Consider the following 25805-nt stretch of genomic DNA (forward strand, 5'->3'; position numbering starts at 1 on the left):
GCACCCGCTATGGCCCTCCACGTACTGGACGCCGTCGAGCAGGGACTCACCCGGACCTTCGAGCGAAACGGCCTGCTGCTCGTCGCGGCGTTCGTCGCGTTCGGACTCCTCGGAACGCTCGCCAGCGAAGCGACTGCCGGGACGTACGCGGAGTTCTTCACCGAGCAGTCGGAGATACTGACCAGCACGGACGGTACGACGCCCTCACCGCTAGAACCGCTCTTCGACGTCACTTCGGACGGAGTCGACTGGCACGTGACGACGTTACCGCCCGGGACCGTCGTCGCGCTCTCCGTCCTGTTCGCCGTCGGCGAGGAAGCGCTCAGGATCGTCGCGATCCGCGTCTTCGCGTCGGCGGAGACCCAGACCATCCCCGCCACCCTGGTCCGCCGGAACCTCGCGTGGGTGACGCTCCACGGAGTCCTCGCGGGCGTTCTCGTCGCCATCGCGACGGTGATTGGATTCGTCCTCCTGATTATCCCCGGGATCTTCCTGGCGCTGTCGTTCTACTTCGTCAGGCAGGTCATCGCCCTCGAGGACAGGAACACGTTCGGCGCGATGGAGCGCGCCTGGGACCTGTCGCGCGGTAATCGCCTGGACCTTATCGGCCTCGCTCTCGTGGTCGCCCTGGTCGGTCTCGTGGCCAGCATTCCGCCGGCGCTCGTGGGCCTCTTCTCGCCGCTGGCGGGATCGGTCGCCGGGGCCGTCACCTCCGCGTTCGTCCTGGTCTTCAGTATCGCGGCGACGACGCGAGCCTTCGAGCAAGTTCGAAGCCAGGAAGCGAGCCAGCCGTAGAAGCAGTGGGGAGTCGGACCCCAGTTTTCGACCTGCTCAGTGGACGCGCGTTCCGAGCGGCGAGTCCTCGTGGGTGGTCAGCAGGTCGGCCTCGTCGCCCGCCGCCAGCACCATCCCGTTGGATTCGGTGCCGAACAGTTCGGCCTTCTCCATGTTGGCCAGCAGGACGACGCGGGTGCCCGGAAGCTCGTCGACGTCGTGGAGCTGTTTGATCCCGGCGACGACCTGGCGGACTTCGTGACCGATGTCCACCTGCAGCTTCACCAGTTTGTCCGAGTCCTCGATGGGTTCGGCCGACTCGATCTCGCCGACGCGTAGGTCGATCCCCTGGAAGTCCTCGAAGCTGATGCGCTCGTCTTCGAGGGGTTCGAGGTCGACGGCCTGGTCGCTCGCCTCACCGTCGCCCTCGCCGTCGTCTGCTTCGTCACCCTCGTCGTCACCCTCGCTCGCAGCCTCCACGCGCTCGCGGAGGTCCTCGTTGAGCGCCTCGATCTCGTCGTCTTCGACCTTGGCGAACAGTTCTTCCGGCTCGTCGAACTCGGCGGGCGGGGCTTCCAGCGCCGCGTCGAGGTGGGCGTCCTCCACGGTGCCGCTCTCTCCGAGCTGCTCCCAGGCGGCCTGGGCCTTCTCTGGGAGCACCGGCTGCATGAGGACGGCGACGGCCTTGGATAGCTGGACGCAGTCGCGGATGACCTGCGCCGCTTCGTCGGGGCTGTCGTCGACGAGGTTCCAGGGCTCGTTGCGCTGGATGTACTCGTTGCCGTAGTCCGCCAGTTCGACGGCGGCGTCGGCGACAGTTCGGAGGTCGTAGTCGGCGACGGCCTCTCTGAACTCCGCGACGGCGTCCTCGATACGCTCGGCGACGTCGTCGCTCGTCTCGACGTCGGGGGTGCCGCCGTAGTTGCGCTGGGCGAACAGGAGCGAGCGGTAGAGGAAGTTGCCGACGTTACCCACCAGCTGGCCGTTGACCCGCTCTGCGAAGCGGTCCCAGGAGAAGTCGACGTCCGATTCGAGGCCGGCGCCCGAGATGGTGTAGTAGCGGAAGAGGTCGGGGTGGAAGCCGGTGTCGAGGTACTCCTCGGCCCAGACGGCGCGGTTGCGCGAGGTGGAGAGGGACTTGCCGTCGATGCCGACGAAGCCCGCCGCGAGGATGGCCCGTGGCTCGGCGTAGCCCGCGCCGCGGAGCATGGCCGGCCAGAAGACGGCGTGATGCTGGATGATGTCCCGGCCGATGACGTGGATTATCTCGCCGGCGTCGTCGGTCCAGGCGTCGTCCCACTCGGTGCCGTGGCGCTCCTCGCCGTCGACCTTCCAGACCTGCTCCCAGTCGTACTCGTCGGCGCCGACCCGCTCGGTGTACTGCTTCGTCGAGGCGACGTACTCGATGGGCGCGTCGACCCAGACGTAGAGGACGAGGTCTTCTTCGGTGTCCGCGTCCTCGTCGGCTTCACTGTCCTCGTCGCCGGGGTAGTCGATCCCCCAGTCGAGGTCCCGCGTGATGCACAGGTCCTCCAGTTCGCCCTCGATCCACTCCCGCGGCTGGTTGCGGGCGTTGTCCGTCCCTTCGAGGCGGTCGATGAACCCCTGCAGGTACTCCTGGAAGTCCGCGAGGCGGAGGAATCGGTGGTCGCGCGAGCGGTACTCGGCGGGGTTGCCCGTCAGCGTCGAGACCGGGTCCTCGATCTCGCCGGGTTCGAGGTGGCGCTGGCACCCCTCGTCGCACTCGTCGCCGCGGGCGTGCTCGCCGCAGTAGGGGCAGGTCCCCTCGACGAAGCGGTCGGGCAGCCACTGGTCGGCCTCGGGATCGTATCCCACCTGGATCTCTTTCTCGTAGACGTGGTCGCCGTCGATCCACGATTCCACGAACGACTGGGTGAGTTCGGTGTTCGTCTCGTCGTGGGTGTGGCCGTAGCTGTCGAAGGCGACGTTGAACTTCGGGAACGTCTCGGCGTACTTCTCGTGGTACTCCAGGGCGTACTCCTCGGGGTCGACGCCCTCCTCGGCGGCGTTGACGACGATGGGCGTCCCGTGCATGTCCGACCCGCTCACGAAGGCGGTCTGCTGGCCGACGCGTTCGAGCGCGCGCGAGTAGGCGTCCCCGACGACGTACGTCCGGAGGTGGCCGACGTGCAGGTCGCCGTTGGCGTAGGGCAACCCGCACGTGACGACCGCCGGATTGTCGGTCGGTAGCGTGTCGTGGCTCATGTGTGTGCGATACCTCCATGCGGGCCTAAAACCCGCGGGTTTGGTGCTGTCATCTGTGTCGTGACTGGTGCAGTTACTCGGTGCGTACGACGCTGGTGACCCACCGGGGTTCACCAGTCGGCGGCCGCCCCGTCGCGTTACCGGCGAGGCGTCGTCGAGTGGGTCCACCCGGTGCTAGAAGAAAGGCATCGTGCCGCGCATTTCGGGGGACCACGTCGCTGGCATTGGTATTGATTGGGGTTGGTGTAGCAAAAGCCTGACCGTTCCGAACGAGAGCGGTTTCGCCGAATCGCGCCCTGGCGACGGACGAACGTGATCAGGACCGCTCCGTCGGGAGCGTCTCGGCCGGGGAACGCTCAAGGCGACTCACGTTCCACTCTTGACATGAACGCGAAGGGAGCAATCGTGACGGTCGTCGGTGTCGTCGTGACCCTCCTCGGGTTGTTGTGGGTTGTACAGGGCCTCGGAATCGTCCAGCTCGGTCCGGTCCTGTGCGTCGCGGAGTGCGAACCCATCACCGGGAGATCACTGCAGTGGACGGTCATCGGCGCGGTAGCACTGATTGCGGGGGCACTGATGGTCAGATTGGGACTGGGACGCGAGAGCCAGTGAGTGTTCGCAGGTCAGTACCAGTCCAGGTCGGCGACGAACGAGCGCAGCATCGACCGGGTGACGTGGGGCATACAGACGACGCGCATCTCGCCGGCGCCGGTCTTGGAGACGCGCCAGCCGCGTTCCCGGAGTTCGGCCGTCATCGGGACGGACAGGTCCGCGGCGACGAGCGGGAGCTCGGGGCCGACGACGTCGTGGCCGCGGGCGTCCAGCTGGTCGGCGAGCCACTCGGCGTTAGCCATCGAGCGCTCGTACTGCTCGCGGTACCCCTCGGGCCAGAGCGCGTCCATCGCGGCGACGGCGCTGGCCACACCCGCGCCGGAGCGCGTGCCCGTGAGCGTGACCTGACTGGTCGATTCGAGGTAGGGCGTATCGATGGCGAGTTCGTCCAGCAGATCGGTCGAGTTCGCGAGCAGGCCCCCAGCGGGGACCGCAGCCTGGCCGACCTTGTGCGGGTCGATGGTGAGCGTGTCGACGGCGGCGTGATCGAAACTCCACTCGTGGTCGGTGAAAGGGAGGTAGAAGCCGCCCCAGGCCGCGTCGACGTGACAGAGCGCGCCAGCGTCCGCGGCCAGGTCCGCGATGGCCGGGATGGGGTCGACGAAGCCGTACTCCGTCGTGCCTGCGACGCCGACGAGAGCGACCGTGTCGTCGTCGACGAGTTCCGCCATCGCGTCGACGTCGGCCCGATGGCCCGTCGCGGGCGCCGTTCGCAACTCGACGCCGAGCATCTCCGCCGCCTTCCGGAACGAGAAGTGGACGTGCTCGGGCGCGACGACGTTCGGGTCGTCCGTCGCGTCGCTGGCCCGGTTACGTGCGATGCGGACCGCCTGGATGTTGGCCTCCGTCCCGCCGCTGGTGACGTAGCCCGCGGGGTCGGCGAGGCCGGAGATGGCGCCGAGTCGCTCCACGGCCTCGCGTTCCATGTCAGCAATCGTCTCGTAGGTCCCGGGGTCACCGGGATTCGTCGCGAGGAATCGCTCCGCCGCCTCGCGGGCCGCCGGGTGCGGTTCCGTGCACATCGAAGAGAGCACGCGGTCGAAATCCTGCGGTGCGGCCTGCTGCATTCTATCCCATACCACGGGCCTGTGGCCTTTAGCCGTTGTGTTCGAGCGAGGAGCGTGGAATCAGAGTTCTGGAGTGGCCGACTAGTGCCCTGCTCGTTCACGTCCGACGCGTCAAGAAAGACCGAGTCGTATCGAAAACAGTGGCGGCCCGGCGACTTACCGTACCGACTCGAGCAGCAATCGCTGTTCGACGCGCTTGACCTCCTGCTGGACGTCGAAGACGGCGTCGATGTTGGCGCTGATGGAGGTGACGCCGCTGTTGACGAGGTGGCGCACCATCTCGGGTTTCGAGCCGGCCTGCCCGCAGATGCTCGTCGCAACGTCGTGCTCGCGGCAGGTCTCGATGGTACTCCCGATGAGTTCGAGGACGGCGGGGTGGAGTTCGTCGAACCGGTCGGCGACGTTCTCGTTGTTCCGGTCCACGGCGAGGGTGTACTGCGTGAGGTCGTTCGTCCCGAAGCTGGCGAAGTCGATGCCGGCCTCACAGATCGATTCGATCGAGAGCGCGCTGGCTGGCGTCTCGACCATCACGCCCCACGAGCGCTTCTCCGGGTCGAGGCCGACGTCCTCCATGATGGCCTTCGCCCGCAGCACGTCCTCGGCGTCGGTGACGAGGGGGAGCATCATCTCGACGTTGTCGTAGCCCATGTCGTACAGCCGGCGGAACGCTTCGAGTTCCAGCCGGAAGGTCTCGGGCCGGTCGAGACTGCGGCGGATGCCGCGATAGCCCAGCATGGGGTTGTGCTCGTTGGGCTCGTCCTCGCCGCCGTCGAGCTGGCGGAACTCGTCGGTGGGCGCGTCGAGCGTGCGGACCCGTACCGGGCGCGGGTAGAAGGACTCGGCGACGGTGCGCACGCCGTCGACGATCTCGTCGACGTAGGCCCGCTCGCCGTGGTCTGCGATGTAGCGCTCGGGCGTCTTGCTCGTCGAGAGGATCATGTGCTCGATGCGGAGCAGACCGACGCCGTCGGCGCCGGTGGCTGCCGCCCGCTCGGCCGCGGCCGGGATGGAGACGTTGACCTTGATCTCCGTGCCGGTCATCGGCTTCGTCGCCGGCTGGCCGGTGGACCCGGACTGCCCGTCGGCAGACTGGCCGGACTGGCCGTCCGGCGCCGTCGCGGTCTGGTGTTCGTCGTCGCTTTCACTGGAACCCTCTGCGCTGTCCGGGCGGACGGTCCCCCGTTCGCCGTCGATAGTGACGCGCTGGCCGTCCTGGAGCCGTGCCGTCGCGTCGTTCGTCCCGACGACGGCCGGAACGCCGAGTTCGCGCGAGACGATGGCCGCGTGGGAGGTCATTCCGCCCTCGTCCGTGACGAGCCCGGCGGCGCGTTTCATCGCGGGCACCATGTCCGGCGTCGTCATCTCGGTGACGATGATGTCGCCCGACTCGACCTTGTCCAGCTGGTCGAGCTTGGTGACGATGCGGACGTCGCCCGTCGCCGACCCGGGGCCGGCGCCGAGGCCGTCGGCGAGGATGCCTTCCTCCTGGCTCGCCATCCCCCCGCCGTCGGCCAGGCCGGCGTCGGCGCTGACGCTGGCGGAGTCGGCGTCCGTTTCGATGGACTGTGAGTCGCTTCCGTCGGCAGGCGCGTCGAAGGCTTCGTCGATGGTGGTGATGGGCCGGGACTGGAGCAGGTAGACGTCGTCGTCGTAGATGGCCCACTCGACGTCCTGCGGAGTCTCGTAGTGGTCCTCGATGCGCTCACCGAGGGTCACCAGTCGGTCGACGTCGTCGTCGTCCAGGACGCGCTGTTCGCGCTTCTCGTCGGGGACGGCGCGCTCGACGGTCTCGCCGCCGTCGCGGACGTACATCATCTTCTTGTCCGCGACGGTGACCTCCTCTACGTCACCGGTCTTGCGGTCGATAACGTAGTTGTCCGGCGAGACGGCGCCAGAGACGACGGCTTCACCGAGCCCCCACGCGGCTTCGATGATCGACGTGGGCGCTCCTGTCGAGGGGTGGCTCGTGAACAGGACGCCGCTCGTGTCCGCGTCGACCATCGCCTGGACGACGACGGCGATGTCGACGATATCGTGGGCGAAGCCCTGTTCCTGGCGGTAGTAGATGGCCCGCTGGGTGAACAGCGAAGCCCAGCACTCTTTGACGCGCTGCAGGAGGTCCGCGCGCTCGACGTTGAGGAACGTCTCCTGCTGGCCCGCGAAGGATGCGTCGGGCAGGTCCTCCGCCGTCGCCGAGGACCGCACCGCGACGACGTCGTGGCCCAGGTCGTCGTAGGCCCCGACGATCTCGTCACGGACGTGGTCGGGGACCTCGGTCTCCAGAATCAGTTCCTGCGCACGTTCGGCGGCCGCCGCGAGCGCCTGTGAGTCGTCGGTGTCGACGTCGACCACTTCGAACAGTTCGACGTCGATGCCGGTGTCTTCGATGAAGGAGCGATACGTGTCCGCGGTGACGACGAACGCGGGCGGAACGGGGAGCCCGGCTGCCGTGAGTTCACCGAGGGACGCCGCCTTGCCGCCGACCGAGTCGAGGTCGTCGGCCGTAATCTCGTCGAGCCATCGTAGCGCCATGTACTCGTTCGTCTCTACATGTACAAATATTAAGGTAGTGTCGAAGCCGGCACCATCTAGTACCCCTGACTCGGAATCGAATCAATCGCTTCTCCGACCTGTTCTCTCGTCACTGTGTCGACGGCTCGCCACGGTATCGCCCGTCAGACCTCGATTATCTCGTCCTCGTCGTCGTCGGGGATCACGAGGTCGCCGTCGAACGTCGTCACCGCGCGCCCGCCCACGCGGACCTCGTCGCCGTCGGACTCGACCCGGACCGTCCCCGGGCGGTCGAGGAAGTGGCCCTGCTCGACGAGAATCTCGTCGAACTCCTCGTCCATCGCGTTGTGTCGCCGGAGATAGGCGCCGAGTGCGCCCGCGGCCGTCCCCGTGACCGGGTCTTCCGGGATGCCCGCGAGCGGGACGAACGCCCGCGCGTGGACCGTCGTGTCCATGTCGAGCGTGTCGAACGTGAACGCGTACAGTCCCTCGCAGCCGGTTCGCTCGCACAGATCCTCGATAGCGGCCATGTCCGGGTCGGCGTTGCTCAGGTGTTCGAAGTAGTTGATCGGCACCATGAGGAACGGCATGCCGGTCGATACCTTCCCGATGGGGACGTCCGCGCCGACGTCCCGGAGCGACGCCACGTCGACGCCCAGCGCGTCCGCGGCCTCCTGCTCGTCGACGTCGACCCGCCCGACCTCGGCGTTCGCTTGCTCCATCCACACGGTCCCGTCGATGGTCAACTCGATGTCGAACGTTCCAGCCTCGGTCTCCAGGGTGTGGGTCCCGTCGTCGACGACGGCCCGCTCGAACAGGTAGGCGTGGGCCGCGATCGTCGCGTGCCCGCACAGGTCCACCTCCCGTTCCGGTGTGAAGTAGCGCAGCCGTCGATCCGCGTCCTCCGAGGGCACGACGAACGCCGTCTCGCTGGCCCCGAGTTCACCCGCTATCGCCTGCATCTGGTCTTCGCTCAGGTCGGACGCGTCCGGCAGGACGCCGGCCGGGTTCCCGGCCATCGGCTCGTCCGCGAACGCGTCGACTAATAATGCTTGCCGAGTGTCCATGGCCTGGGGTTTGCCGACGCGCGTGAAAACGATTCCCCTGACTAGGTGTTGTGACTGGTACTGCGAGTGTGATAGTACTCACCGCTAACAACTCGAAAGCCCCCGGTCGCTCGTGGGCTGCGACCGCACCTGCGCGCGCCTTCGGCGTGCTTGGTGGGTCTCGCTCCACGAGCGACCGGCCCCTTTCAGTCCCACCCTCCTAGACTAACGAGTCGGGTGGGACTGAAAGGGGCGTCCGGCTGGCCGAACCCCGGCGAAGTAAGCACCGGAACGAGCGTAGCGAGTGAGGAGCACAGCGAGCCGCGGGAGGCCAGCCGGGCGGGGCTTTCGGGCTGTTGTTGGCAGTGATAGCACTGCTGTAAACGGCCATCTCGTCAATCACTCAGGACTCTCCTACTCGAAACACCGAAGGTCGGCGAAGATGCACACCAACACATGAGCGACCTGCCGGACGACTTCTCGTGTACCATCACGAACTGGGAGTACATCTACGGGCTCTGCCGTGACGTCGCGGACGAGGTCAAGCGCGCAGAGTTCGAACCGGACGTCGTCGTCGCGCTCGCCCGCGGCGGCTGGTTCGCCGGGCGCTGCCTGTGTGACTTCCTTGGACTCGACGACCTGACGAGCCTGAAGATGGAGCACTACGTCGGGACGGCCCAGAAGGCCGACGAGGCGCAGGTCCGATATCCCATGCCGGCCGGCTCCGTCGAGGGCAAGGACGTCCTGATCATCGACGACATCGCCGACACCGGCGGGTCGATCAGTCGGGCCCACGAGTACGTCACGGACCGGGACTGCGGCGAGGTGCGAACCGCGACGCTCCAGTTGCTCGACACCAGCGAGTTCCAGCCCGACTTCGTCGGCGAGCACCTGGAGGAGTGGACCTGGGTGGTCTACCCCTGGAACTTTATCGAGGACATGATCGAACTCGTCGAGGGCGTGATGGAGCGCGCCGACCAGGACGTGCTCGAAGAGGAGGCCGTCCGCGGCCTGCTCCGGACGTACCACGACGTCGACCGCATCGAGATGGAGATCGCCCAGCCCGACCGCCTCGGCGAGGTCCTGACCGAGATGGAACGCCGCGACGTCGTCGACTGGACCGGCGACGGCTGGTCACTCGTCGAGTGAGGGGCCTGACACGACGCGTGCGGTTTCGACAGGATTCTTAGCCCCGCCGCGCACTTCACGAGCGTGTCGCTCCTGGGCATCTTCGCGTCGGCTATCCTCCCGATTATCGCCATCGCCGCCGTCGGCTTCGCGCTGGGCCGGGTGAAGGGCGTCCAGCCGGACGCGCTCAACACCGTCACGGTGTACCTGCTCGCGCCTGCGCTCGTACTCCATAGCCTCGCGACGTCGGCCCTGGGCGGGTCGACCATCCTCGAAATCGTGGCCGTCGTCGCCGTCTTCTCGGTCGCGATGATCGTCCTCGCCGAGGGTATCGGTCGCGCGTCGGGCCGCTCGGAGCCGCTGCTGGGCGCGTTCGTCATGGTAGTCATCTTCCCGAACGTCGGCAACTTCGGCATCCCGCTGGCGGACTTCGCCTTCGGCCAGGTCGGTCGCAGCGTCGCCGTCCTCGTCACCGCCGTCCAGGGCGTCCTGCTGTACACCCTCGGCGTCTACGTCGCGGCCCGGGGTGACGAGGGCGCCGTCCGCGAGAACGTCAAGCGCGTGTTCACCCTGCCGCTGGTGTACGCCGTGGTGGTCGCGCTCGCGGCGCGCTGGCTGGGCGTCGTCCCGCCGACCGACTCGACGGTGATGCAGACGCTCGAACTGCTCGGGAACGCGTCGATCCCGGTGATGCTCGTCGTGCTCGGCATCCAGCTCTCCAGCGTCGACGTCGAGGGGGCGCTCCGCCCGGTCGGCCTCGCGAGCGGGGTCAAACTCCTCGTGGCTCCCGTGGTCGCGCTGGCCGCGGCGCTCCTCGTCGGGTTCGGCGACGCCACCGTCGCCCGCGTCGTCGTGTTACTACTCGCAGGCCCGACCGCGGTGACACCGATCATCCTCGTCGGCGCCTTCAGCGGCGACACCGACGGTATCACCGCCAGCGAGTTCGTCAGCGCGACAGTGTTCCTGACGACCGTCGCGAGCGTCGTCACTGTCACTGCACTGGTCGCGATTCTCCAGTCCGGCGTCGTGATCTGACTCTCAGTGCTGACGGCGGGACCGACCGTCGTCGCGGACGTACTCGAGCGCTGCGACGAACTCCTCGGGGTCGACCCCGTCACCGACCTCCTCGAGGCGTTCGCGAATTGACGTAGGCGTCATGGCCATTGGTATCTATGCACACGGAGTAGATAGCCGTTCCCGTTCCGACGACTAACTGGTGTGAGGGTGGTGAAAACCGGAATATTAGTCCGCGAACGCTTCTTCCGACCCCGTCGGCGCGGCGGGGTCCTGTACCCACAGGTCGCCGAACAGTTCGTCCTGCTGGAGGCGGACGCGGCCGCGGTGGGAGAGGAAGAGCAGGCCGAGGTACGTCTCGACGCGCGACCCGCCTGCCATGTGGACTTCACGGTACAGCACCTCGTCGCGGCCGGCGTCGTAGTGCTCCCGGAGCACCTCGTAGACGGCGTCGATGATGTCGTCCATGTTCTCCGCGTGGGTCGTCCCGGTGACGTCGTCCTCCGTCGGCTCGTCGTCCATCCGCAGGTCGTCGGCCGACCGGTAGTCCAGTTCCTGGGTCCCGCGCTGGAACCCCTGTGGGGAGTCGCTCGTGTCGTACTCACGGGACTCTTTCCACCACGACTCGCGCTCGGCGTCCCGCAGGTCCCGCACCAGCTCGTCCAGCGTCTGGGGCATCCCGCGCGCCCGCCGGCGTTCGAGGCGCCGGTCCATCTCCTGTTCGAGCGAGGCGAAGGGGTCCGGCTCGTCGATAGGCGCGTCCTCGCCCATCGCCTGCTCCCAGGGCTCGACCTGTTCGGCCTCCTCCTCGTCGTCCTCGGTGAGCATCGCGTCGCTCTTCATCCGGATGAGGACCGAGGCGTAGAACAGCGCCCGGCCGGAGGTCCGCAGGTCCTGGGCGTCGAGGACGTGCAGGAACTTGTCCGTCACCCGCACGACGTCGATGTCCCACGGGTCGATCTCTCCCTCGTCTGCCAGCTGGACGAGCACCTCGACCGGCTCGACGTTCTCGTCGTCGTCCTCGTCGGACTCGGCGTCCTCGTTCTCTGTTGCCGTACTCTCGGCGTCCGATGTGGTTTCAGACTCCTCGTCGACGTCGTCGCTCGCGCCGAAGAGATCTGCCGCATCGGAACCGCCAGGCGGCTCCCTGTCCTCGTGTCCCGCGATGTTCAACGGGATGTCGTCGTTCCGGTCCTCACCGTCTTTGCTGTTCTCCTCGTCCCCGCTATCGTCAATCATCCGCTGGCACCTCCCCGTCACCGTCGATATCCACGTCGCCGGAGAGGTCGATTCCGGTGACGGCGCTGATGTTGTTGTCCTGCATCGTCACCCCGATGGCGCGCTCGGAGCGGTCGAGCAGGGCCGAGCGGTGGGAGACGACGACGAACTGGGCCTGGCCCGCGAGTTCGTCGACCATCTCGCCGACGCGCTCGGCGTTGGCGGCGTCGAGGAAGGCGTCGACCTCGTCGAGTGCGTAGAACGGCGCGGGGTTGTGGCGCTGGATGGCGAAGATGAACGCCAGCGCGGTCAGTGACTTCTCGCCGCCGGACATCGCGTTGAGGCGCTGGATCGGCTTGTCGCCGGGCTGGGCCTTCATCGTCAGGCCGCCGTCGAAGGGGTCCGCCTCGTTCTCGAGGAAGAGCCGTCCTTCCCCGTCGGAGAGGCGCTCGAAGATGTCCTGAAAGTTCTCGTCGATGGCGTCGTAGGACTCCATGAACGTCTCCTTCTTCCGGGCCTCGTAGGTCTCGATGCGGTTCCGGATCTCTTCTGCTTCCTCGACGAGCGTCTCCTTCTTGTCCTCGAGTTCGCCCAGGTCCTCGGCGACGCTGTCGTACTCCTCGATGGCGCGCATGTTGACCGGCTCCAGCTTCTCCATCTCGCCTTCGAGCCGGTCGATCTCGGACTGGACCGTGTCGTGGTCGGGGACGTCCTCCGGGTCGTAGTCGCCGACCTGGGCCTCGAGCTCCTCGATCTCCCAGTCCAGGCGGTCCTCTTCCTCGCGGGCGTCGTCGAGGTCGCGCTCGACGTCGCTGACTTCCGATTGCTGTTCGTCGCGGGCCTCCTTGGCCTCCTGGAGTTCCTCGCGCAGATCCTCACGCTCGTCCTTGAGGTCTGCCAGCTCTGCTTCGAGTTCCTCGACTTCGGCCTCCTTCTCGGACTTTTTCTCGCGGTGGTCCTCGATTTCGGATTCGAACTCGGCAATGTGCTCCTGGGCGTCGGCCTTCCGGTTCTGGGCCGTCTCGATGTCGTCGTGGAGGTCGTCGATGGCGTCCTCCGCGTACTGTTTCTCCAGGTTGAGTTCGTTCAGGTCGGCGTCGAGGTCGTCCTGGCGGTCCTCCAGCTGGTCGATCTCGGCGTTGATCCGGTCCTTCTGGTCGGTGAGGTCCGGGAGGTCGGAGTCGGCGACCTCCGCCTCGAGCTCCTCGATGTCGGCGTTCAGCCCGGCGATGGTCTCGTCCTTCTCCGAGATCTCGGCCTCGAGTTCGTCCATCTCGTCGGAGACGGCCTCGCGCTCTTCCTCGATCTCTGCGAGTTCGTCTTCGAGACGCTGGATCTTCTCTTCCGCGTCCTCGATGGCCGTCTCCTTGCGCTCGACGTCGGCCTCGATCTCGCGGACCTGGTCGGCCGCGTCGGCTTGCCGGTCTCGGGCGTCGTCGAGTCGCCCCTCGACGTCGCGGAGTTCCTCGCGGACCTCCTTGCGCTCGTCCTCGAGGTCGTTGATCTTCTTGGCGACGCGTTCGAGTTTGCCCTGGCCGCCGGAGAAGGAGTAGCGAGTCCCGGACGAGGACCCACCGGTCATGGCGCCGGACTTCTCGACGAGGTCGCCGTCGAGCGTGACGAGGCGGAACTGGCCCATCATGTCGCGGGCCGTCTCGATGTCGTCGACGACGACGGTGTCGCCCAGGACGTAGGAGAACACGCCCGCGTACTCGGGGTCGAAGTCGACGAGGTTGTACGCGAAGTCGACGACGCCGTCTTTGTTCGGCAGGTTTCCGAGCCCGCGCTGGTGCATCTCCGTGATGGGGAGGAAGGTCGCCCGGCCGGCACCCTTGGATTTCAGGTACTCGATACCACGCTGGCCGACGGTGTCGTCGTCGACGACGACGTGGGCGAGTCGGCCGCCCGCGGCGGTCTCACACGCGGTGGCGTAGTCCGGGTCGACGCCACCCAGCTGGCCGACGGTGCCGTGGACGCCCTCGATACCGGCGTTGAGGATGGACGTGACCGCGCGGCCGTACGAGGAGTCGCCGTCCTGGCCTGCGCGGGCTTCGAGTTCCGCGTACTCCTGCTGCTTGGCGGAGATGTCGTCCTCCAGGTCGTCGATTCTGGACTGGAGCTCCTGCTTCTCGCTCTTGAGGTCCTCGACGACGCCGGTGATGGTCTGCTTGTTCTTCTCGGCCTTCTCCAGTTCGTTCTCCAGGTCGCCGATCTCCGATTCGAGGTCGGGGATCTCGGCCTCGGCCTCCTCGATGGCCTCGCGCTTCTCACGCTGCTCGTTCGAGCGGCGGCGGGCCTCGTCGATGAGCCGGTCCTGTTCGCGCTGGAGGTCGTTCTTCTCGGACTTGGCTTCCTCGAGGTCGGCGCGCTTCGATTCGAGTTCGTTCTTGACCTCCTCGAACTCGTCGCCGACCTCGTCGATCCGCTGCTGGACCTCCTCGAGTTCGGCTTCCTTCTCCTGGATCTCCGCCTTGACGTTGGACTTCTCGACCTTGCGTTCGCGGATGTCGCTCTCCAGGTCGTCGATGGTCTCCTGCTTGCGGTCGATCTGGACGAACGCCTGCCGGCGGGTGTTCTCGGCGTCCTCGACCTTCTCCTCGGCGGTCTCGATCTTGTCCTCGAGCCGGGAGATGTCGCCCTTGATCTCCTCGATCTCTCGCTTGATGGCGAGCTGTTCGTCCTCGCCCTTGCGTTCGATCTCCGCGTTCAGGTCTTCCAGGTCCTCTTCCAGGCGGACGACGGTGCCCTGGCGCTGGTCGAGCTCCTCCTGGAGTTCGGCGAGTTCGTCTTCGAGCTCGTCGATCTCCGATTCGATCTCCTCGAGTTCCTCGCGCTTGTCTTCGAGTTCGGCCGCCTTGCGGTAGCCCTCGTACTCCTCTTTCTCCTCGCGAAGGCTCTGGTATTCGAGGGCGGTCTCCCGTTCGTCTTCGAGCTGGTCGAGGCGGTTCTGCTTCTCCTCGATCCGTAGTTCGGCCTCGTCGATGCGTTCCTGGACGACCTCGAGTTCCTCGAAGGCCGCTTCCTTCTTCTGGTCGAACTCGGCGACGCCCGCGATCTCGTCGATGATCGCCCGGCGCGCGCCGGGCGTCATGTTGATGATCTCGGTGACGTCGCCCTGCATCACGACGTTGTACCCCTCGGGCGTGACGCCCGCCTGAGACAGCAGGTCCTGGATGTCGGAGAGGTTGACCGAGCGGCCGTTGATATAGTAGTAAGAGTAGTAGTTGTCCTCGGTCTGTTTCACGCGCCGCCGGATCGATATCTCGTCGACGTTACCGACGTCCTCGGTGCCCGCGGCGTTGATAACCTGCGAGCGCTGGAGCTTGCGGTCCGAGTTGTCGAGGATGACCTCGACGCTGGCCTCGCGCTCGCCGCCGAAGTCGTCCTCGTCCTCGGCGTCCCGCGGGTTGTAGATGAGGTCAGTCAGCTTCTCGGCCCGGATGCCCGACGTGCGGGCCAGGCCGAGGGCGAACAGGACGGAGTCGATGATGTTCGACTTCCCCGACCCGTTCGGTCCGGTGACGACGGTGAAATCCTCGTAGAACGGAATCCGCGTCTTCCGGCCGAAACTCTTGAAGTTGTCAAGGACGAGCTCTTTGATGTGCATTGGGTCGCTCGTGGCCGTCCGGCCTACGCGACGATGATGTCGGAGCCGGAGTCGGCCTCGCTTTCCTCCCGGTTGTCCTCAGTTGTGGCGTCCTCGGCTTTATGTGTGTCGGCTGCCCCCTGCTCCGCTGCCGGTGTGGTGTCAGTTTGCGCACTGTTCGACGTCGAATCGCCCGCGGACCCGGCGTTCTCGTTGCTGAGTCCGATATCGGTGTCGACGGCGTTCTCCAGTTCGCGGAGGCGGACCTTGCACTCGACGAGTTCGTCGGTGAGCCCTTCGACAGACGCTTCGAGTTCCTTCACGCGCGATTCGAGTTCCTCGACACGGTTACCGCACATGGACATACAGCGCGACTGAGGGCCCTTAAACCTCCGTCAGACATTGACAGCGAGATTGACAACTCCCCGACCTGTCTGCTTCGACGAATCCGGTCGCAATGTGGCGATTATCCTCCGTACGCCTCGTCGAGATACGCGGCGGTGCGGTCCACGACGGCGGGGTCGAAGGTCCACACGCCCGTCCACTCGTTCGGCCCGACTTCCGTCGCGAGCAGGGCGCCCTTGAACTCGTCGGGGCAATCGGTGTTGACGACGAACCACGAGGTGCGAATCTCCTCGCTGCCGTCCGCGTGGACCGTGAGTTCGTCGGGCAGCGACGGCAGGCCGTCCGGCGACCCGTACACGTGGACGGCGATGCCGGCGTCGACGAGGCGCTCGTACACCGACTTCGTCCCGCGTTCGTCCTCGATGCGAGCGAGGTGCTGAAAACCGGTGTGTAACGTGCTCCCGCCGGACCGGTACGCCAGGGCCTCGACGTGGCGCGAGATCTCGATCAGTAGCATCTTCTGCTTGCCCGCGACGGTGAACGTCGTCTCGTCCAGACCCGCGAGGACGTCCGGCGTGTCGACTTCGTCGATGGACCGCGTCCCGGTGACGTAGAGGTCCGAGTTGACCATCAGGACGCTGTTTCCCACGTCGGCGATAGACGAGATGGCGAGTTGCGCCGCTCCCTCTTCGTCTCCTTCGAGGATGACGAGGTTGCCGGGGCTTCCCTCGGCGGGTTCGTCCTCTCGAATCCGCACGTCTGGTGCGTCGACCATCCGCCTGAGCATTCGAACGAGCGGCTCCGGTTCGTCCCGATTCCGTATCGTGAGCGTCTTCTCATCGGAGTCGACGTCTGCGATGATGTCGGCGAGTCCCATTGCCTCCTCGTTCGGGCGGCGTGCTAAATACGATGCGGGGCGATTCCCATCGCTGATAGCGACACGCGACGGCTACGCGTCCGTCCACGGGAACAACGGGCCGTCGCACTGCTCGCGAACGCCGTCGCTCGTCACCGTCGATCCGTCCGTTCCGTCGACCATGACGGGATGGTCCTGCGGCGTCAATCCCGGCACGTCAGCGTCCCAGTTCGCCTCGTAGGCCAGCGGCGAGTGGGGTGAGAACGGCTCCGTCCCGGTCGGCAGGTACGCCTGCGTCGCCCACGGGACGAACCGCTCCCGGTTCATCTCCTGGTTCCGGAGCCAGTTGCCGTCCTCGACGCTTCCGTCGAGACGCTCGTCGGTCCCTCGCTCCAGTCCGTTCGTCATCCCGCCTTCGGGCTGGGTCCCGTTGACGTAGAAGACGTGGAGCGGGTACGGGCTGGCGTCCCACGTGCGGGCCAGCGTCGTGCCGTCGGCCAGCACGATCAGGTCCAGGAACGTGTACACCGTCGGCGGCGTCCGAATGTACGACGGGACGTCCTCCGGGCCGTTGTCCGGGAACTCCACCTGGAACCGGACCGGGTCCCGGTAGAACAGTTCGTTGAGCTTCCGGACGTAGGTGTCCTGGCCGCCGACGATGGCCGAGACGCGGACGCCCTCGACCGTCTCGCCGTCCGGCCCGTCCACTGCGACGCGATTCACGTCCTCGGACCTGGGTTCGTGGCCGTGGCCGTCGCCGCCCTCTCGCTCGACGATATCGTCGTCGTAGCGAATGCGGTGGGCCCTCGCCTTCTCGCGCCCGTCGAACCAGTCCCAGAACTCGCTCGGGGGGTCCTCGATCAGGGTCCGCATCGCGTTGTCCTCGCCGTGGTCGGTCTCCCCTTCGACGCAGACCCAGACCGGTTCGTGCTCGTCGAGGGTCACCGTCACCGCGTCCCAGTTGTCGATCTGCTTCCCGTCGCTCGACGGAAAGTGCACCTCCAGGTGGTTCTTCAGCCGGTAGGCCCGGAACTCCTCGCCCGGGTACTCGGGGAACGTCTTCCTGGCCGCCAGCGCGTCGTCGAGGTCCGTCGGCAGGGACTCCCGCTGGTCCCCGAGGAACCACGCGTCGAGGCCTTTCCCCCAGTAATCCGGCATCGCGCTGTCGAGGTCGTCGCCACCCGCGGTGCTGTGTTCGCTACCGCCGGGGATCAGCGAGAGCGTCGTCGCCGACCCGGTCACCGTCTCGTCACTCACAGCCACCCACCTCCGAACAGGTACTCGACGCCGTCCAGCACGAACTCCACCCCGTCGTCGGTCAGCGTCTCGACGGTGTAGGGCACCGACTCGCCGCCCTCGAAGACGAATTCGCCGGATTCCAGGTGCTCCGTCCGGAAGTGGACCTCCGTCGAGCGGTAGGCCCCGAGGGCGAACTGGAGACGTTCGAAGTGGTCGCCCAGTCGCACGCGCCGGATCTGGTCGCCGTCGTCGGTCAGGTGGACGTCGTCGACGATGGTCGTCCACGCCTCGCTGGCGGCACTGTCCAGCGAGTCCGACACGGAGTCCGCCGCCGGCGACCAGTCGATCTCCAGTTTCGTCGCGTCGGCTCGCGTCGTCTCGGCCAGGTCGCGCAGGTCCCACGAGACGACTGCGGGCGCGTGCGGCCGGACGGTCTGTGCGTCCGATTCGACGACGGCAGTGTCCTCGCCGAAGAGCCCGTCGTCTGCGTAGTGCAATCGAAATCGCACCGAGACGGCGACGTCCCCTTCGGGAATCCGGCCGGGCGTGACCGTCGCGAACAGCGAAGGAGCCGCGACGAGGTCGGCGTTCCTGACGCGTTCCTCGTTCTCGATCTGACCCCCTGTTCGGTCCGTCGTCGCCGCCAGCGCGTGTTCGCCGCTCGTGACAGCGACCGGTCGATCCGATTTCGCGGCCCGGTCGAGCGTCGTCTCGCCGACGCCTCGCCAGCCGTCCAGGTCCGACTCGAAGTCGCCCAGAACGACGGCGTCGCCGCTCGTCTCCGCCGCCCCGCTCGCGGGCACCGCACCGCCGGCGAGCGCCGCGGCAGTCGCGGCCCCGATCCCCTTCAGTACGTTTCGACGCGTCGCTGACCCAGTCGACCCCCAGGTACCTTCCATTTTAGGTCCGAAAGACCTCGGCCACCACTCAAAACGTTACCCCCTAATCGCTTAGCCCGGGGCATGCACGTCGACGAGCGGAACGAACCCCTTCGTTAGCCTTTAGCCGAACGGCGTCGAATCGCGGACAATGACTGCTCAGGCCACGGAGTCGCGCGAACTCGCGACCGTCATCGGGCTCGAGGTCCACGTCCAGCTCGAGACCGAGACGAAGATCTTCTGCGGCTGTTCGACCGACGTGGGCGACGACGAACCCAACACGCACACCTGCCCCGTGTGTCTTGGACTCCCCGGCGCGCTCCCCGTCGTCAACGAGGCCGCCGTCGAGTCGGCGGTGAAGGTCGGCAAGGCCATCGACGCCGACGTCCCCGAGGAGACCACCTTCCACCGGAAGAACTACTACTACCCCGACCTGCCGAAGAACTTCCAGATCACCCAGTACGACGCCCCCATCTGCCAGGACGGCACGCTTGAGTTCTCCCACGAGGGCGAGCGCCGGGCGGTCGACATCCGCCGGGCGCACCTCGAAGAGGACCCCGGGTCGATCAAGCACGTCCGCGACGGCAGCGGACCGCTCGAATCCCGGACCACCGGCATCGACCGCGCGGACTACACCCTGATCGACTACAACCGCGCGGGCACGCCGCTGATGGAGATCGTCACCCAGCCCGACTTCCGGGCGCCCGGTGAGGTTCGGGCGTTCCTCGAAAAGCTGGAGGAGGTCCTCGAGTACCTCGGCGTCTTCGACGCGACGCGGGACGGCAGCCTCCGCATCGACGCGAACCTCTCGCTGGTCGACGCGGACGAGGTGGACGAGGACGGCGCCATCGACGAGTCGGTCCTCGAAGACGCCAACCGGACCGAGGTCAAGAACATCTCCAGCCACAGGGGCGCCGAGCAGGCGCTGGCCTTCGAGGCCTCCCGCCAGAAGAAACTCGTCCAGTCCGGACGCGAGGTCGAACAGGAGACCCGCCACTTCAACGAGACCCACGGCAACACCGTCGGGATGCGCTCGAAGGAAGAGGAGAAGGACTACCGCTACTTCCGCGAGGCCGACCTCCCGCCGCTCCGCGTGAGCCACTGGAAGGAAGAGATCGCCATCCCGGAACTTCCCGACGCTCGCCGCGAGCGCTTCGTCTCGGAGTACGGCCTGAGCGACGAGGCGGCCTCGAAGCTCACGAGCACCAAGCAGGTCGCGGACTTCTTCGAGAGCGTCGCCGAGCGCTTCGACGCCGACCTCGCGGCCACCTGGGTCGCCGACGAACTGCTGGGTGAACTCAACTACCGCGACATGGAGATAACCGACGTCGAGGACCGCTTCGACGAGGTGACGCGCCTGGTCGAACTCGTCGCCGAGGACGAGATCACCGCCAAGAACGCCAAGGAGACCGTCCTCCGCGGGATGCTCGACGACGGCGACGACCCGGACAGCATCGTCGAGGCCGAGGACCTGGGCAAGACCAGCGGCGACGAGATACAGGTGGCCGTCGAAGACGCCATCGACGAGAACCCCGACGCCGTCCAAGACTTCCACGACGGCGACGACGGCGCCATCAACTTCCTGGTCGGCCAGGTCATGCAGAAGACGGGTGGAAGTGCCGACCCCGGTGAAGTGAACGGGCTGCTGCGGGAGGAGCTGGAAGAGTAAACCAATCTCACAGGAGTGGGTATTTCCATGAGCAAGATCGAATCCGCCGTCGAAGACACCGTGTTGACAGATGTCCTCGGCTCCCACGCCAAGGTGAAGATCCTGACCGCGCTGCTGAGCGAAAACGACCGCGACCTCAACGCGACGGAAATCGCCCGCCTCGCGGGTATCGACCGGAGCACGTTCTACGACCACCTCGACGACCTGCTCGACTACGAGATGATCGAGGAGACGCGTCGCGTGGGGAACAGCCAGATGTACGCGATCAACCGGGACAACTCGGCCGCCGAGGACCTGGCCCAGATGGAGTGGGACCTGCTCGACTACGTGGACGAATCGGAGTAGACGGAAGCAGCAGAACCTACGCCAGCGACTCGTCGACGACGCCGTCCGTCAGGTCCGACAGCGGCGCCGTCAGTTCGTAGCTCGGCGTCCGCAGATTGATGGGCGACGTCGAAGAGAGACCGCTGAAGTGCAGCGTCATCTGGTAGCTCCCGTCGTCGGCGATGGGCACGGCCTCCTGCTGATCACTCGCCCCGTGGCTGGCCCAGGCGTACTCGCCGGCGTCCGCGGGGTCCGACTGGCCGCGGATTTCGAAGCTGGCGTTCGACCCGCTGCCCGTGGTCGGATAGCCGTTGTCCATCCAGGCGCCGAATCCTTCGTCGATAGCGTAGACGTCTTCGTACCCCTCGGAGATCAACTCGCCGGCCCGGAGCGACGAGAGGTGGTGCGGGCACCGGCAGTAACAGACGATACGCTGGTCCTGGGACCACTCGTCGGTCGGGTCGACTTGCCGTGATTTCGACCAGTCCTCGACGCGACGTGCAGAACTCAGGACCGCGTCTGTGATGTGCGCCTCGTCGTACTGCCGCTGGCCGCGGGCGTCCACGAACTTCGTGTCGGTCTCCTGGTGCCACGTGTGGGATTCGTCGACGGGAACCAGCGGGACCTGCTCACCGCCGACGTCCAGCGTCTGGTACTCAGACTCCGTCCCCGAGCCCGAACTATCGCCCGATCCACCGCCGAGACACCCCGCGAGACCGCCTGCCAGCGCCGCGGTCGACGCCAGGAGAGTTCGCCGATTCATATTGCCGAAACGTTAGTCGAAAGGAATGATAAAGTCGTCGGGAGCGGTCGCCGGGCGCGCCACTACTCCGTGTCGGCGTCGGAATCGAACCGCAGGAGGAACGCGAACAGCGCCGCCGCGAGCAGTTCGACGCTCTTGATGACCCCCTCGACCGGTTCGACGACGTAGTGTTCGGCGATGGTCCCGAGAACGCCCCCGCCGTGGGAGTGGCCGCCGCCGGCGCCGGGGGCGGGTGCCCCTGTCAGGAAGGCGCCGTGGCCCGTCTCGTGCCAGAACACCCAGCCGAGAAAGGAGAGCACCATCAACGCCAGGCCGAGCTGATAGGCCCGGCGGAGCGAGAGTTTGTCGTGGATGACGAGGTAGGGCCCCGACAGGAGCGCGAGCGCGAAGGCGACGAAGAGGAACGGTCGGGGGTCCGGCGGCAGGCCGCGCGAGGCCAGGTCGAGGAGGGCGGTTCCGTAGATGAGACTCCGCGGGAACCCCCACCAGAGGTGGTAGGCCGCGGTGACGAACACGAGGGCGGCGACGGCGGCCCGCGCCGCGCGGACGTACCGGTCGTTCATGTCCGAAACGCGGACGAGCGGGGCCAAGAGCGCGTCGATACGCGGCGGGAACGGTACACCTCCGCGCACGTGTGCGAGCGCGGGAACGAACACGCGCCGTGCGCGGACGCCCGCGCCCGCCCAACTGCCCGCACACACGCGCTATCTGTCGATTTCGGACGAAACACTTTTGCATGCACCTCGCCCTATCACCCTGTAATGAGCGAGCAATCTGGTGATGTCTCGTGGAGCTGATCATCACCGAGAAGGAGAACGCTGCCCGCCGGATTGCGGAGATCCTCAGCGAAGGGAGCGCGCAGGCCGAGCGCAAGAACGGGGTCAACGTCTACCGCTGGGGCTCGAAGCGCGTGATGGGGCTCTCGGGCCACGTCGTGGGGGTCGACTTCCCGCCCGAGTACTCCGACTGGCGCGACGTCGAGCCGGCGGAACTGGTCGACGCCGACGTCGTCAAGTCGGCGACCCAGGAGAACATCGTCGAGACGCTGCGCTTTCTCGCCCGCAAGGCCGAGGAGGCCACCATCGCGACTGACTACGACCGCGAGGGGGAACTCATCGGCAAGGAAGCGTACGAACTGATCCGCGAGGAGACGGACGTCCCCGTCAAGCGCGTGCGCTTCTCCTCGATCACCGAACGCGAGGTCCGGGACGCCTTCGCGAACCCGGACGACATCGACTTCGACCTGGCCGCCGCGGGCGAGGCCCGCCAGATCATCGACCTCGTCTGGGGCGCCGCACTGACGCGCTTTCTCTCCCTCTCGGCGCGCCAGCTGGGCAACGACTTCATCAGCGTCGGCCGGGTCCAGTCCCCGACGCTGAAGCTCATCGTCGACCGCGAGCGAGAGATCGAGGCCTTCGACCCGGAGGACTACTGGGAGATCTACGGCGACCTGACCAAGGGTGCCGAATCCTTCGAGGCCCAGTACTTCTACGAGGCCGACGACGGCACCGAAGCCGAACGCGTCTGGGACGAGGCGTCGGCCGAGGCCGCCTACGAGGCCGTCGCGAGCACGGACGCGGCGACGGTCACGTCGGTCCGCCGACGGACCCGCACCGACGACCCACCGGAGCCGTTCAACACCACGGCCTTCATCTCCGCCGCGAGTTCGCTGGGCTACTCCGCCCAGCGCTCGATGTCCATCGCCGAGGACCTGTACACCGCGGGGTACATGACCTACCCGCGGACGGACAACACGGTGTACCCGGACGACCTGGAGCCGGACGAACTGCTCGACGAGTTCGTCGGCGACTCGACGTTCGGCGAGCACGCCGAGATGCTGCTGGAGCAAGAGGACATCGTGCCCACGGAGGGCGACGACGAGACGACGGACCACCCGCCAATTCACCCGACCGGCGAGATTCCCGCGCCGCGCGAACTCGGCGAGGACGAGTGGGAAGTGTTCGAACTCGTCGTCCGCCGCTTCTTCGCGACGGTGGCCGAGCCAGCGAAGTGGGCCCACCTCCGCGTGGTCGCGGAAGCCGCGGACCACTCGCTGAAGGCCAACGGCAAGCGCCTGATCGAACCGGGTTACCACGAGGTGTACCCCTACTCCAGCGCGAGCGAGAACTTCGTCCCCGCCGTCGAGGAGGGCGAGGAACTCGCGATGTCCGACGTCGAGTTACAGGCAAAACAGACCCAGCCGCCACGGCGCTACGGCCAGTCCCGGCTCATCCAGAAGATGGAGGAACTCGGGCTCGGGACGAAGGCGACCCGCCACAACACCATCGAGAAGCTGTACAACCGTGGCTACATCGAGAACGACCCGCCGCGGCCGACGACGCTGGCCAAGGCCGTCGTCAAGGCGGCCGAGGAGTTCGCCGACCACGTCGTCTCGGACGACATGACCGCCCAGCTGGAGGCGGACATGTCCGCCATCGCCAACGGCGAGGCGACGCTCGACGACGTCACCGTGGAGTCCCGCGAGATGCTGGAGGCGGTGTTCGAGGAACTCGCCTCCTCCCGCGAGGAGGTCGGTGAACACCTCCAGGAGTCGCTCAAGGCCGACAAGCGCCTCGGTCCGTGTCCCGACTGCGGCGACGACCTGCTCGTCCGCCGGTCGCGCCAGGGGTCGTACTTCGTCGGCTGCGACGGTTTCCCCGAGTGCGAGTACACGCTCCCGCTCCCCTCGACGGGCGACCCGCTCGTCATCGAGGAGACCTGCGAGGAACACGAGATGAACCACGTGAAGATGCTCGCCGGCCGGGACACCTTCGTCCACGGCTGTCCCCGCTGTGAAGCGGAGAAGGCCGACGACACCGAAGACGAGGTCATCGGCGTCTGTCCGGAGTGTGGGGAGGAGCACGACGGCGAGTTGGCGATCAAACGTCTCCGCTCTGGCTCCCGACTCGTCGGCTGTACACGCTACCCCGACTGCGACTACTCGCTCCCGCTGCCGCGCAACGGCGACATCGTCGTCACCGAGGAGCGCTGTGAGGAGCACGACCTGCCGGAGATCGAGATCCACGACCAGGCGGGCGACGGGGCTGGCGACAGGACAGAGGACGAGGCAGCCGAGGAAGCAGAAGACGGCGCTGGCGACGAGGCAGACGACGACGGACCGTGGGAACTGGGCTGTCCCATCTGCAACTTCGAGGAGTACCAGGCCCGCCAGCGCGTCGACGACCTGGAGGACCTGTCGGGTATCGGCGGCGCGACTGCGGAGAAACTCGCCGACGTCGGCGTCGACTCGCCGGACGACCTGAAAGACGTCGAACCGGGCGAGGTCGCCGCCACCGTCCAGGGTGTCACTGCCAAGCAGGTCGAGGAGTGGCAGGAGACCCTCGACGGCGAAGGCGAAGCGCCCGCTGCGGACTGACCGAGTTCCGGTTCTCTGGCCCAGCGGCCGTCGACTGATGAGCTACAGCGTCGTCGAGACGCGCTCGCCGCTGACGACTTCGGGGATGATCACCTCGTCGGCGCCCGCGCGGCGGGCTAGCGTCTCGTCGGTCTCGTCGCCGACGCGGACGACCAGTCTGACGGTCGGGGCCAGCTGGCTCGCCGCGAGGACGATCTGGATGTTCGCGTTCGAGTCGTCGATGGCGCCGACGACGGCGCTGGCCCGCTCGATGCCCGCGTTGCCGAGGGTCTCCTCGCGCCTGGCGTCGCCCCGCACCGCGAGGACGCCGTCCTCGACGGCCTGGTCGTACTGTGCCTCCTGGGTCTCGACGACGACCACGTCGCGACCGGCGTCGTCGAGGCTGCGAGCCACGGTCTTGCCGAAGGTGCCGTAGCCGCAGACGACGACGTGGTCGTCGAGGTCGCCGATGGTGGATAGTAGCTGCATCGCTCTGAGTTCGTCGCGCATCTGCCCGCCGAACGCCGCCGTCAGGACCGTCTCGCCGGTCCACAGCCCCGAGAGCACGAGCCCCGTGAGTACGACGATAGCGTACCCCTTCACCAGCGTCGCCGGCCCGTCGTGGTTCTGAAAGTGCAACTCGATGCTCGTCGGGTCGAGCAACCAGAACAACGCGTCGACGACGCCGACGCCGCCGAGGGCGGTAAAGCCCGCGACGCCGGCGAGGACGACGGCCGCGAACGCCGCGATCGGTTTGAGGGCGTGTCTGAGCAGTGGTCGACGGAGCAAGCCGCCGAGCGGAACAGGTGCCACGCTTCTATGGTATGTGGTATTGGGTATCAATGGGGCGTTCGTGGCGAGACTTGCTATTGTGTGGGTCGTTCGTGGAGGATTATCGTTTACTGAGTGCGTGTTTCGAGTGAATGGTCGGTTCTCGGTCGGATTGGTGCTGGGAGAAACAAGACCACCACCGCCCAGAAAGCCCTCGGCGCACTCTCAGGAGTCGGGATCGCGACCGCCAACACCCAGAAAGCCCTCGGCCCGCTCCGGCACCGAAAGACTCACTTCGCTCGTCTTTCGAGCTCTCGTTCGCTCCGCTCACGAGAATCCCGGGGCTTGCTGCGCTCCTCGCTACGCTGTCGTTCGAAAGACGCTTCGCGTCTTTCGTGATGACGAGAGAGCTTCGCTCTCTCG

Annotated in this window: 20 protein-coding genes; 7 read left to right on the plus strand and 13 right to left on the minus strand. The window is 66.8% G+C overall.

Going from position 1 to position 25805, the window contains the following annotated elements; all coding sequences use genetic code 11:
* Positions 1-9 precede the first annotated feature (9 nt).
* Positions 10-795 (plus strand): DUF7847 domain-containing protein, encoded by a 786-nt coding sequence (locus AC5FRV_RS02070; protein ID WP_493559461.1) that lies wholly within the window; start codon positions 10-12, stop codon positions 793-795.
* A 36-nt stretch (positions 796-831) separates the two neighbouring features.
* Here AC5FRV_RS02070 and metG read toward each other — a convergent pair whose 3' ends face one another.
* Positions 832-3000, minus strand: coding sequence for a methionine--tRNA ligase (gene metG, locus AC5FRV_RS02075; protein WP_493559462.1), 2169 nt, complete (start codon positions 2998-3000; stop codon positions 832-834).
* 384 nt (positions 3001-3384) lie between these two features.
* On the opposite strand from metG, the gene AC5FRV_RS02080 reads away from it, so the two are divergent.
* Positions 3385-3612: a hypothetical protein gene (locus AC5FRV_RS02080; protein ID WP_493559463.1), complete on the plus strand. Its 228-nt coding sequence runs from the start codon at positions 3385-3387 to the stop codon at positions 3610-3612.
* Positions 3613-3623: 11 nt separating this feature from the next.
* Here the strand turns inward: AC5FRV_RS02080 and mfnA are convergent, their stop codons facing one another.
* From mfnA to AC5FRV_RS02095, 3 genes are all read right to left on the minus strand, one after another.
* Complete coding sequence (gene mfnA, locus AC5FRV_RS02085; protein WP_493559464.1) at positions 3624-4679, minus strand: tyrosine decarboxylase MfnA; 1056 nt, start codon at positions 4677-4679, stop codon at positions 3624-3626.
* Between the two features lie 156 nt (positions 4680-4835).
* The gene (gene ppsA, locus AC5FRV_RS02090; protein WP_493559465.1) at positions 4836-7211 is read right to left on the minus strand and encodes a phosphoenolpyruvate synthase; all 2376 of its coding nucleotides are present in this window, start codon (positions 7209-7211) and stop codon (positions 4836-4838) included.
* Between the two features lie 143 nt (positions 7212-7354).
* Positions 7355-8257: a PhzF family phenazine biosynthesis protein gene (locus tag AC5FRV_RS02095; protein WP_493559466.1), complete on the minus strand. Its 903-nt coding sequence runs from the start codon at positions 8255-8257 to the stop codon at positions 7355-7357.
* Between the two features lie 435 nt (positions 8258-8692).
* On the opposite strand from AC5FRV_RS02095, the gene AC5FRV_RS02100 reads away from it, so the two are divergent.
* Both AC5FRV_RS02100 and AC5FRV_RS02105 read left to right on the plus strand, forming a co-directional pair.
* Positions 8693-9385 carry a phosphoribosyltransferase gene (locus AC5FRV_RS02100; protein ID WP_493559467.1) on the plus strand — a complete coding sequence of 231 codons (693 nt, stop codon included), beginning with the start codon at positions 8693-8695 and terminating at the stop codon, positions 9383-9385.
* A 63-nt stretch (positions 9386-9448) separates the two neighbouring features.
* A complete protein-coding gene (locus AC5FRV_RS02105; RefSeq protein WP_493559468.1) occupies positions 9449-10399 on the plus strand; it encodes an AEC family transporter in 951 nt (316 codons plus the stop codon).
* A gap of 207 nt (positions 10400-10606) precedes the next feature.
* Here the strand turns inward: AC5FRV_RS02105 and AC5FRV_RS02110 are convergent, their stop codons facing one another.
* The 6 genes from AC5FRV_RS02110 to AC5FRV_RS02135 all read right to left on the minus strand — a co-directional run bounded on the left by AC5FRV_RS02110 (position 10607) and on the right by AC5FRV_RS02135 (position 18521).
* On the minus strand, positions 10607-11617 hold the full coding sequence (locus tag AC5FRV_RS02110) for a segregation/condensation protein A (RefSeq protein ID WP_493559469.1): 1011 nt from the start codon (positions 11615-11617) through the stop codon (positions 10607-10609).
* The gene (smc, locus tag AC5FRV_RS02115; protein ID WP_493559470.1) at positions 11610-15203 is read right to left on the minus strand and encodes a chromosome segregation protein SMC; all 3594 of its coding nucleotides are present in this window, start codon (positions 15201-15203) and stop codon (positions 11610-11612) included. The genes AC5FRV_RS02110 and smc overlap by 8 nt, the downstream gene beginning before the upstream one ends.
* Positions 15204-15226: 23 nt before the next feature.
* Complete coding sequence (locus AC5FRV_RS02120; RefSeq protein WP_493559471.1) at positions 15227-15541, minus strand: DUF7518 family protein; 315 nt, start codon at positions 15539-15541, stop codon at positions 15227-15229.
* 107 nt (positions 15542-15648) lie between these two features.
* Entirely contained in the window at positions 15649-16404 is a 756-nt protein-coding gene (locus AC5FRV_RS02125; protein WP_493559472.1) for a hypothetical protein, read from the minus strand.
* A gap of 72 nt (positions 16405-16476) precedes the next feature.
* The gene (locus tag AC5FRV_RS02130) at positions 16477-17640 is read right to left on the minus strand and encodes a hypothetical protein (RefSeq protein WP_493559473.1); all 1164 of its coding nucleotides are present in this window, start codon (positions 17638-17640) and stop codon (positions 16477-16479) included.
* On the minus strand, positions 17637-18521 hold the full coding sequence (locus AC5FRV_RS02135) for a twin-arginine translocation signal domain-containing protein (protein ID WP_493559474.1): 885 nt from the start codon (positions 18519-18521) through the stop codon (positions 17637-17639). Before AC5FRV_RS02135 ends, AC5FRV_RS02130 begins: the two co-directional genes overlap by 4 nt.
* A 130-nt stretch (positions 18522-18651) precedes the next feature.
* Here AC5FRV_RS02135 and gatB point away from each other — a divergent pair, with 130 nt between their 5' ends.
* Positions 18652-20169: an Asp-tRNA(Asn)/Glu-tRNA(Gln) amidotransferase subunit GatB gene (gene gatB, locus AC5FRV_RS02140; protein WP_493559475.1), complete on the plus strand. Its 1518-nt coding sequence runs from the start codon at positions 18652-18654 to the stop codon at positions 20167-20169.
* A 27-nt stretch (positions 20170-20196) separates the two neighbouring features.
* Entirely contained in the window at positions 20197-20514 is a 318-nt protein-coding gene (locus tag AC5FRV_RS02145) for a winged helix-turn-helix domain-containing protein (RefSeq protein WP_493559476.1), read from the plus strand.
* A gap of 16 nt (positions 20515-20530) precedes the next feature.
* Here AC5FRV_RS02145 and AC5FRV_RS02150 read toward each other — a convergent pair whose 3' ends face one another.
* Entirely contained in the window at positions 20531-21256 is a 726-nt protein-coding gene (locus tag AC5FRV_RS02150) for a rhodanese-like domain-containing protein (protein WP_493559477.1), read from the minus strand.
* A gap of 62 nt (positions 21257-21318) precedes the next feature.
* Positions 21319-21819, minus strand: coding sequence for a hypothetical protein (locus AC5FRV_RS02155; RefSeq protein ID WP_493559478.1), 501 nt, complete (start codon positions 21817-21819; stop codon positions 21319-21321).
* A 224-nt stretch (positions 21820-22043) separates the two neighbouring features.
* On the opposite strand from AC5FRV_RS02155, the gene AC5FRV_RS02160 reads away from it, so the two are divergent.
* Positions 22044-24632, plus strand: coding sequence for a DNA topoisomerase I (locus AC5FRV_RS02160; RefSeq protein ID WP_493559479.1), 2589 nt, complete (start codon positions 22044-22046; stop codon positions 24630-24632).
* Positions 24633-24674: 42 nt separating this feature from the next.
* Here the strand turns inward: AC5FRV_RS02160 and AC5FRV_RS02165 are convergent, their stop codons facing one another.
* The gene (locus AC5FRV_RS02165) at positions 24675-25424 is read right to left on the minus strand and encodes a potassium channel family protein (RefSeq protein WP_493559480.1); all 750 of its coding nucleotides are present in this window, start codon (positions 25422-25424) and stop codon (positions 24675-24677) included.
* Positions 25425-25805 lie beyond the last annotated feature (381 nt).

This window comes from Halomicrobium sp. HArcel3, from assembly GCF_058933135.1.

Bases quoted from the DNA above. Each gene is read 5' to 3' on its own strand.
- AC5FRV_RS02135 (WP_493559474.1), bottom strand. From the start codon at position 18,521: ATGGAAGGTACCTGGGGGTCGACTGGGTCAGCGACGCGTCGAAACGTA.
- AC5FRV_RS02150 (WP_493559477.1), bottom strand. From the start codon at position 21,256: ATGAATCGGCGAACTCTCCTGGCGTCGACCGCGGCGCTGGCAGGCGGT.
- AC5FRV_RS02080 (WP_493559463.1), top strand. From the start codon at position 3,385: ATGAACGCGAAGGGAGCAATCGTGACGGTCGTCGGTGTCGTCGTGACC.
- AC5FRV_RS02145 (WP_493559476.1), top strand. From the start codon at position 20,197: ATGAGCAAGATCGAATCCGCCGTCGAAGACACCGTGTTGACAGATGTC.
- AC5FRV_RS02125 (WP_493559472.1), bottom strand. From the start codon at position 16,404: ATGGGACTCGCCGACATCATCGCAGACGTCGACTCCGATGAGAAGACG.
- gatB (WP_493559475.1), top strand. From the start codon at position 18,652: ATGACTGCTCAGGCCACGGAGTCGCGCGAACTCGCGACCGTCATCGGG.
- mfnA (WP_493559464.1), bottom strand. From the start codon at position 4,679: ATGCAGCAGGCCGCACCGCAGGATTTCGACCGCGTGCTCTCTTCGATG.
- ppsA (WP_493559465.1), bottom strand. From the start codon at position 7,211: ATGGCGCTACGATGGCTCGACGAGATTACGGCCGACGACCTCGACTCG.
- AC5FRV_RS02100 (WP_493559467.1), top strand. From the start codon at position 8,693: ATGAGCGACCTGCCGGACGACTTCTCGTGTACCATCACGAACTGGGAG.
- metG (WP_493559462.1), bottom strand. From the start codon at position 3,000: ATGAGCCACGACACGCTACCGACCGACAATCCGGCGGTCGTCACGTGC.
- smc (WP_493559470.1), bottom strand. From the start codon at position 15,203: ATGCACATCAAAGAGCTCGTCCTTGACAACTTCAAGAGTTTCGGCCGG.
- AC5FRV_RS02120 (WP_493559471.1), bottom strand. From the start codon at position 15,541: ATGTGCGGTAACCGTGTCGAGGAACTCGAATCGCGCGTGAAGGAACTC.
- AC5FRV_RS02155 (WP_493559478.1), bottom strand. From the start codon at position 21,819: ATGAACGACCGGTACGTCCGCGCGGCGCGGGCCGCCGTCGCCGCCCTC.
- AC5FRV_RS02095 (WP_493559466.1), bottom strand. From the start codon at position 8,257: ATGGACACTCGGCAAGCATTATTAGTCGACGCGTTCGCGGACGAGCCG.
- AC5FRV_RS02070 (WP_493559461.1), top strand. From the start codon at position 10: ATGGCCCTCCACGTACTGGACGCCGTCGAGCAGGGACTCACCCGGACC.
- AC5FRV_RS02110 (WP_493559469.1), bottom strand. From the start codon at position 11,617: ATGATTGACGATAGCGGGGACGAGGAGAACAGCAAAGACGGTGAGGAC.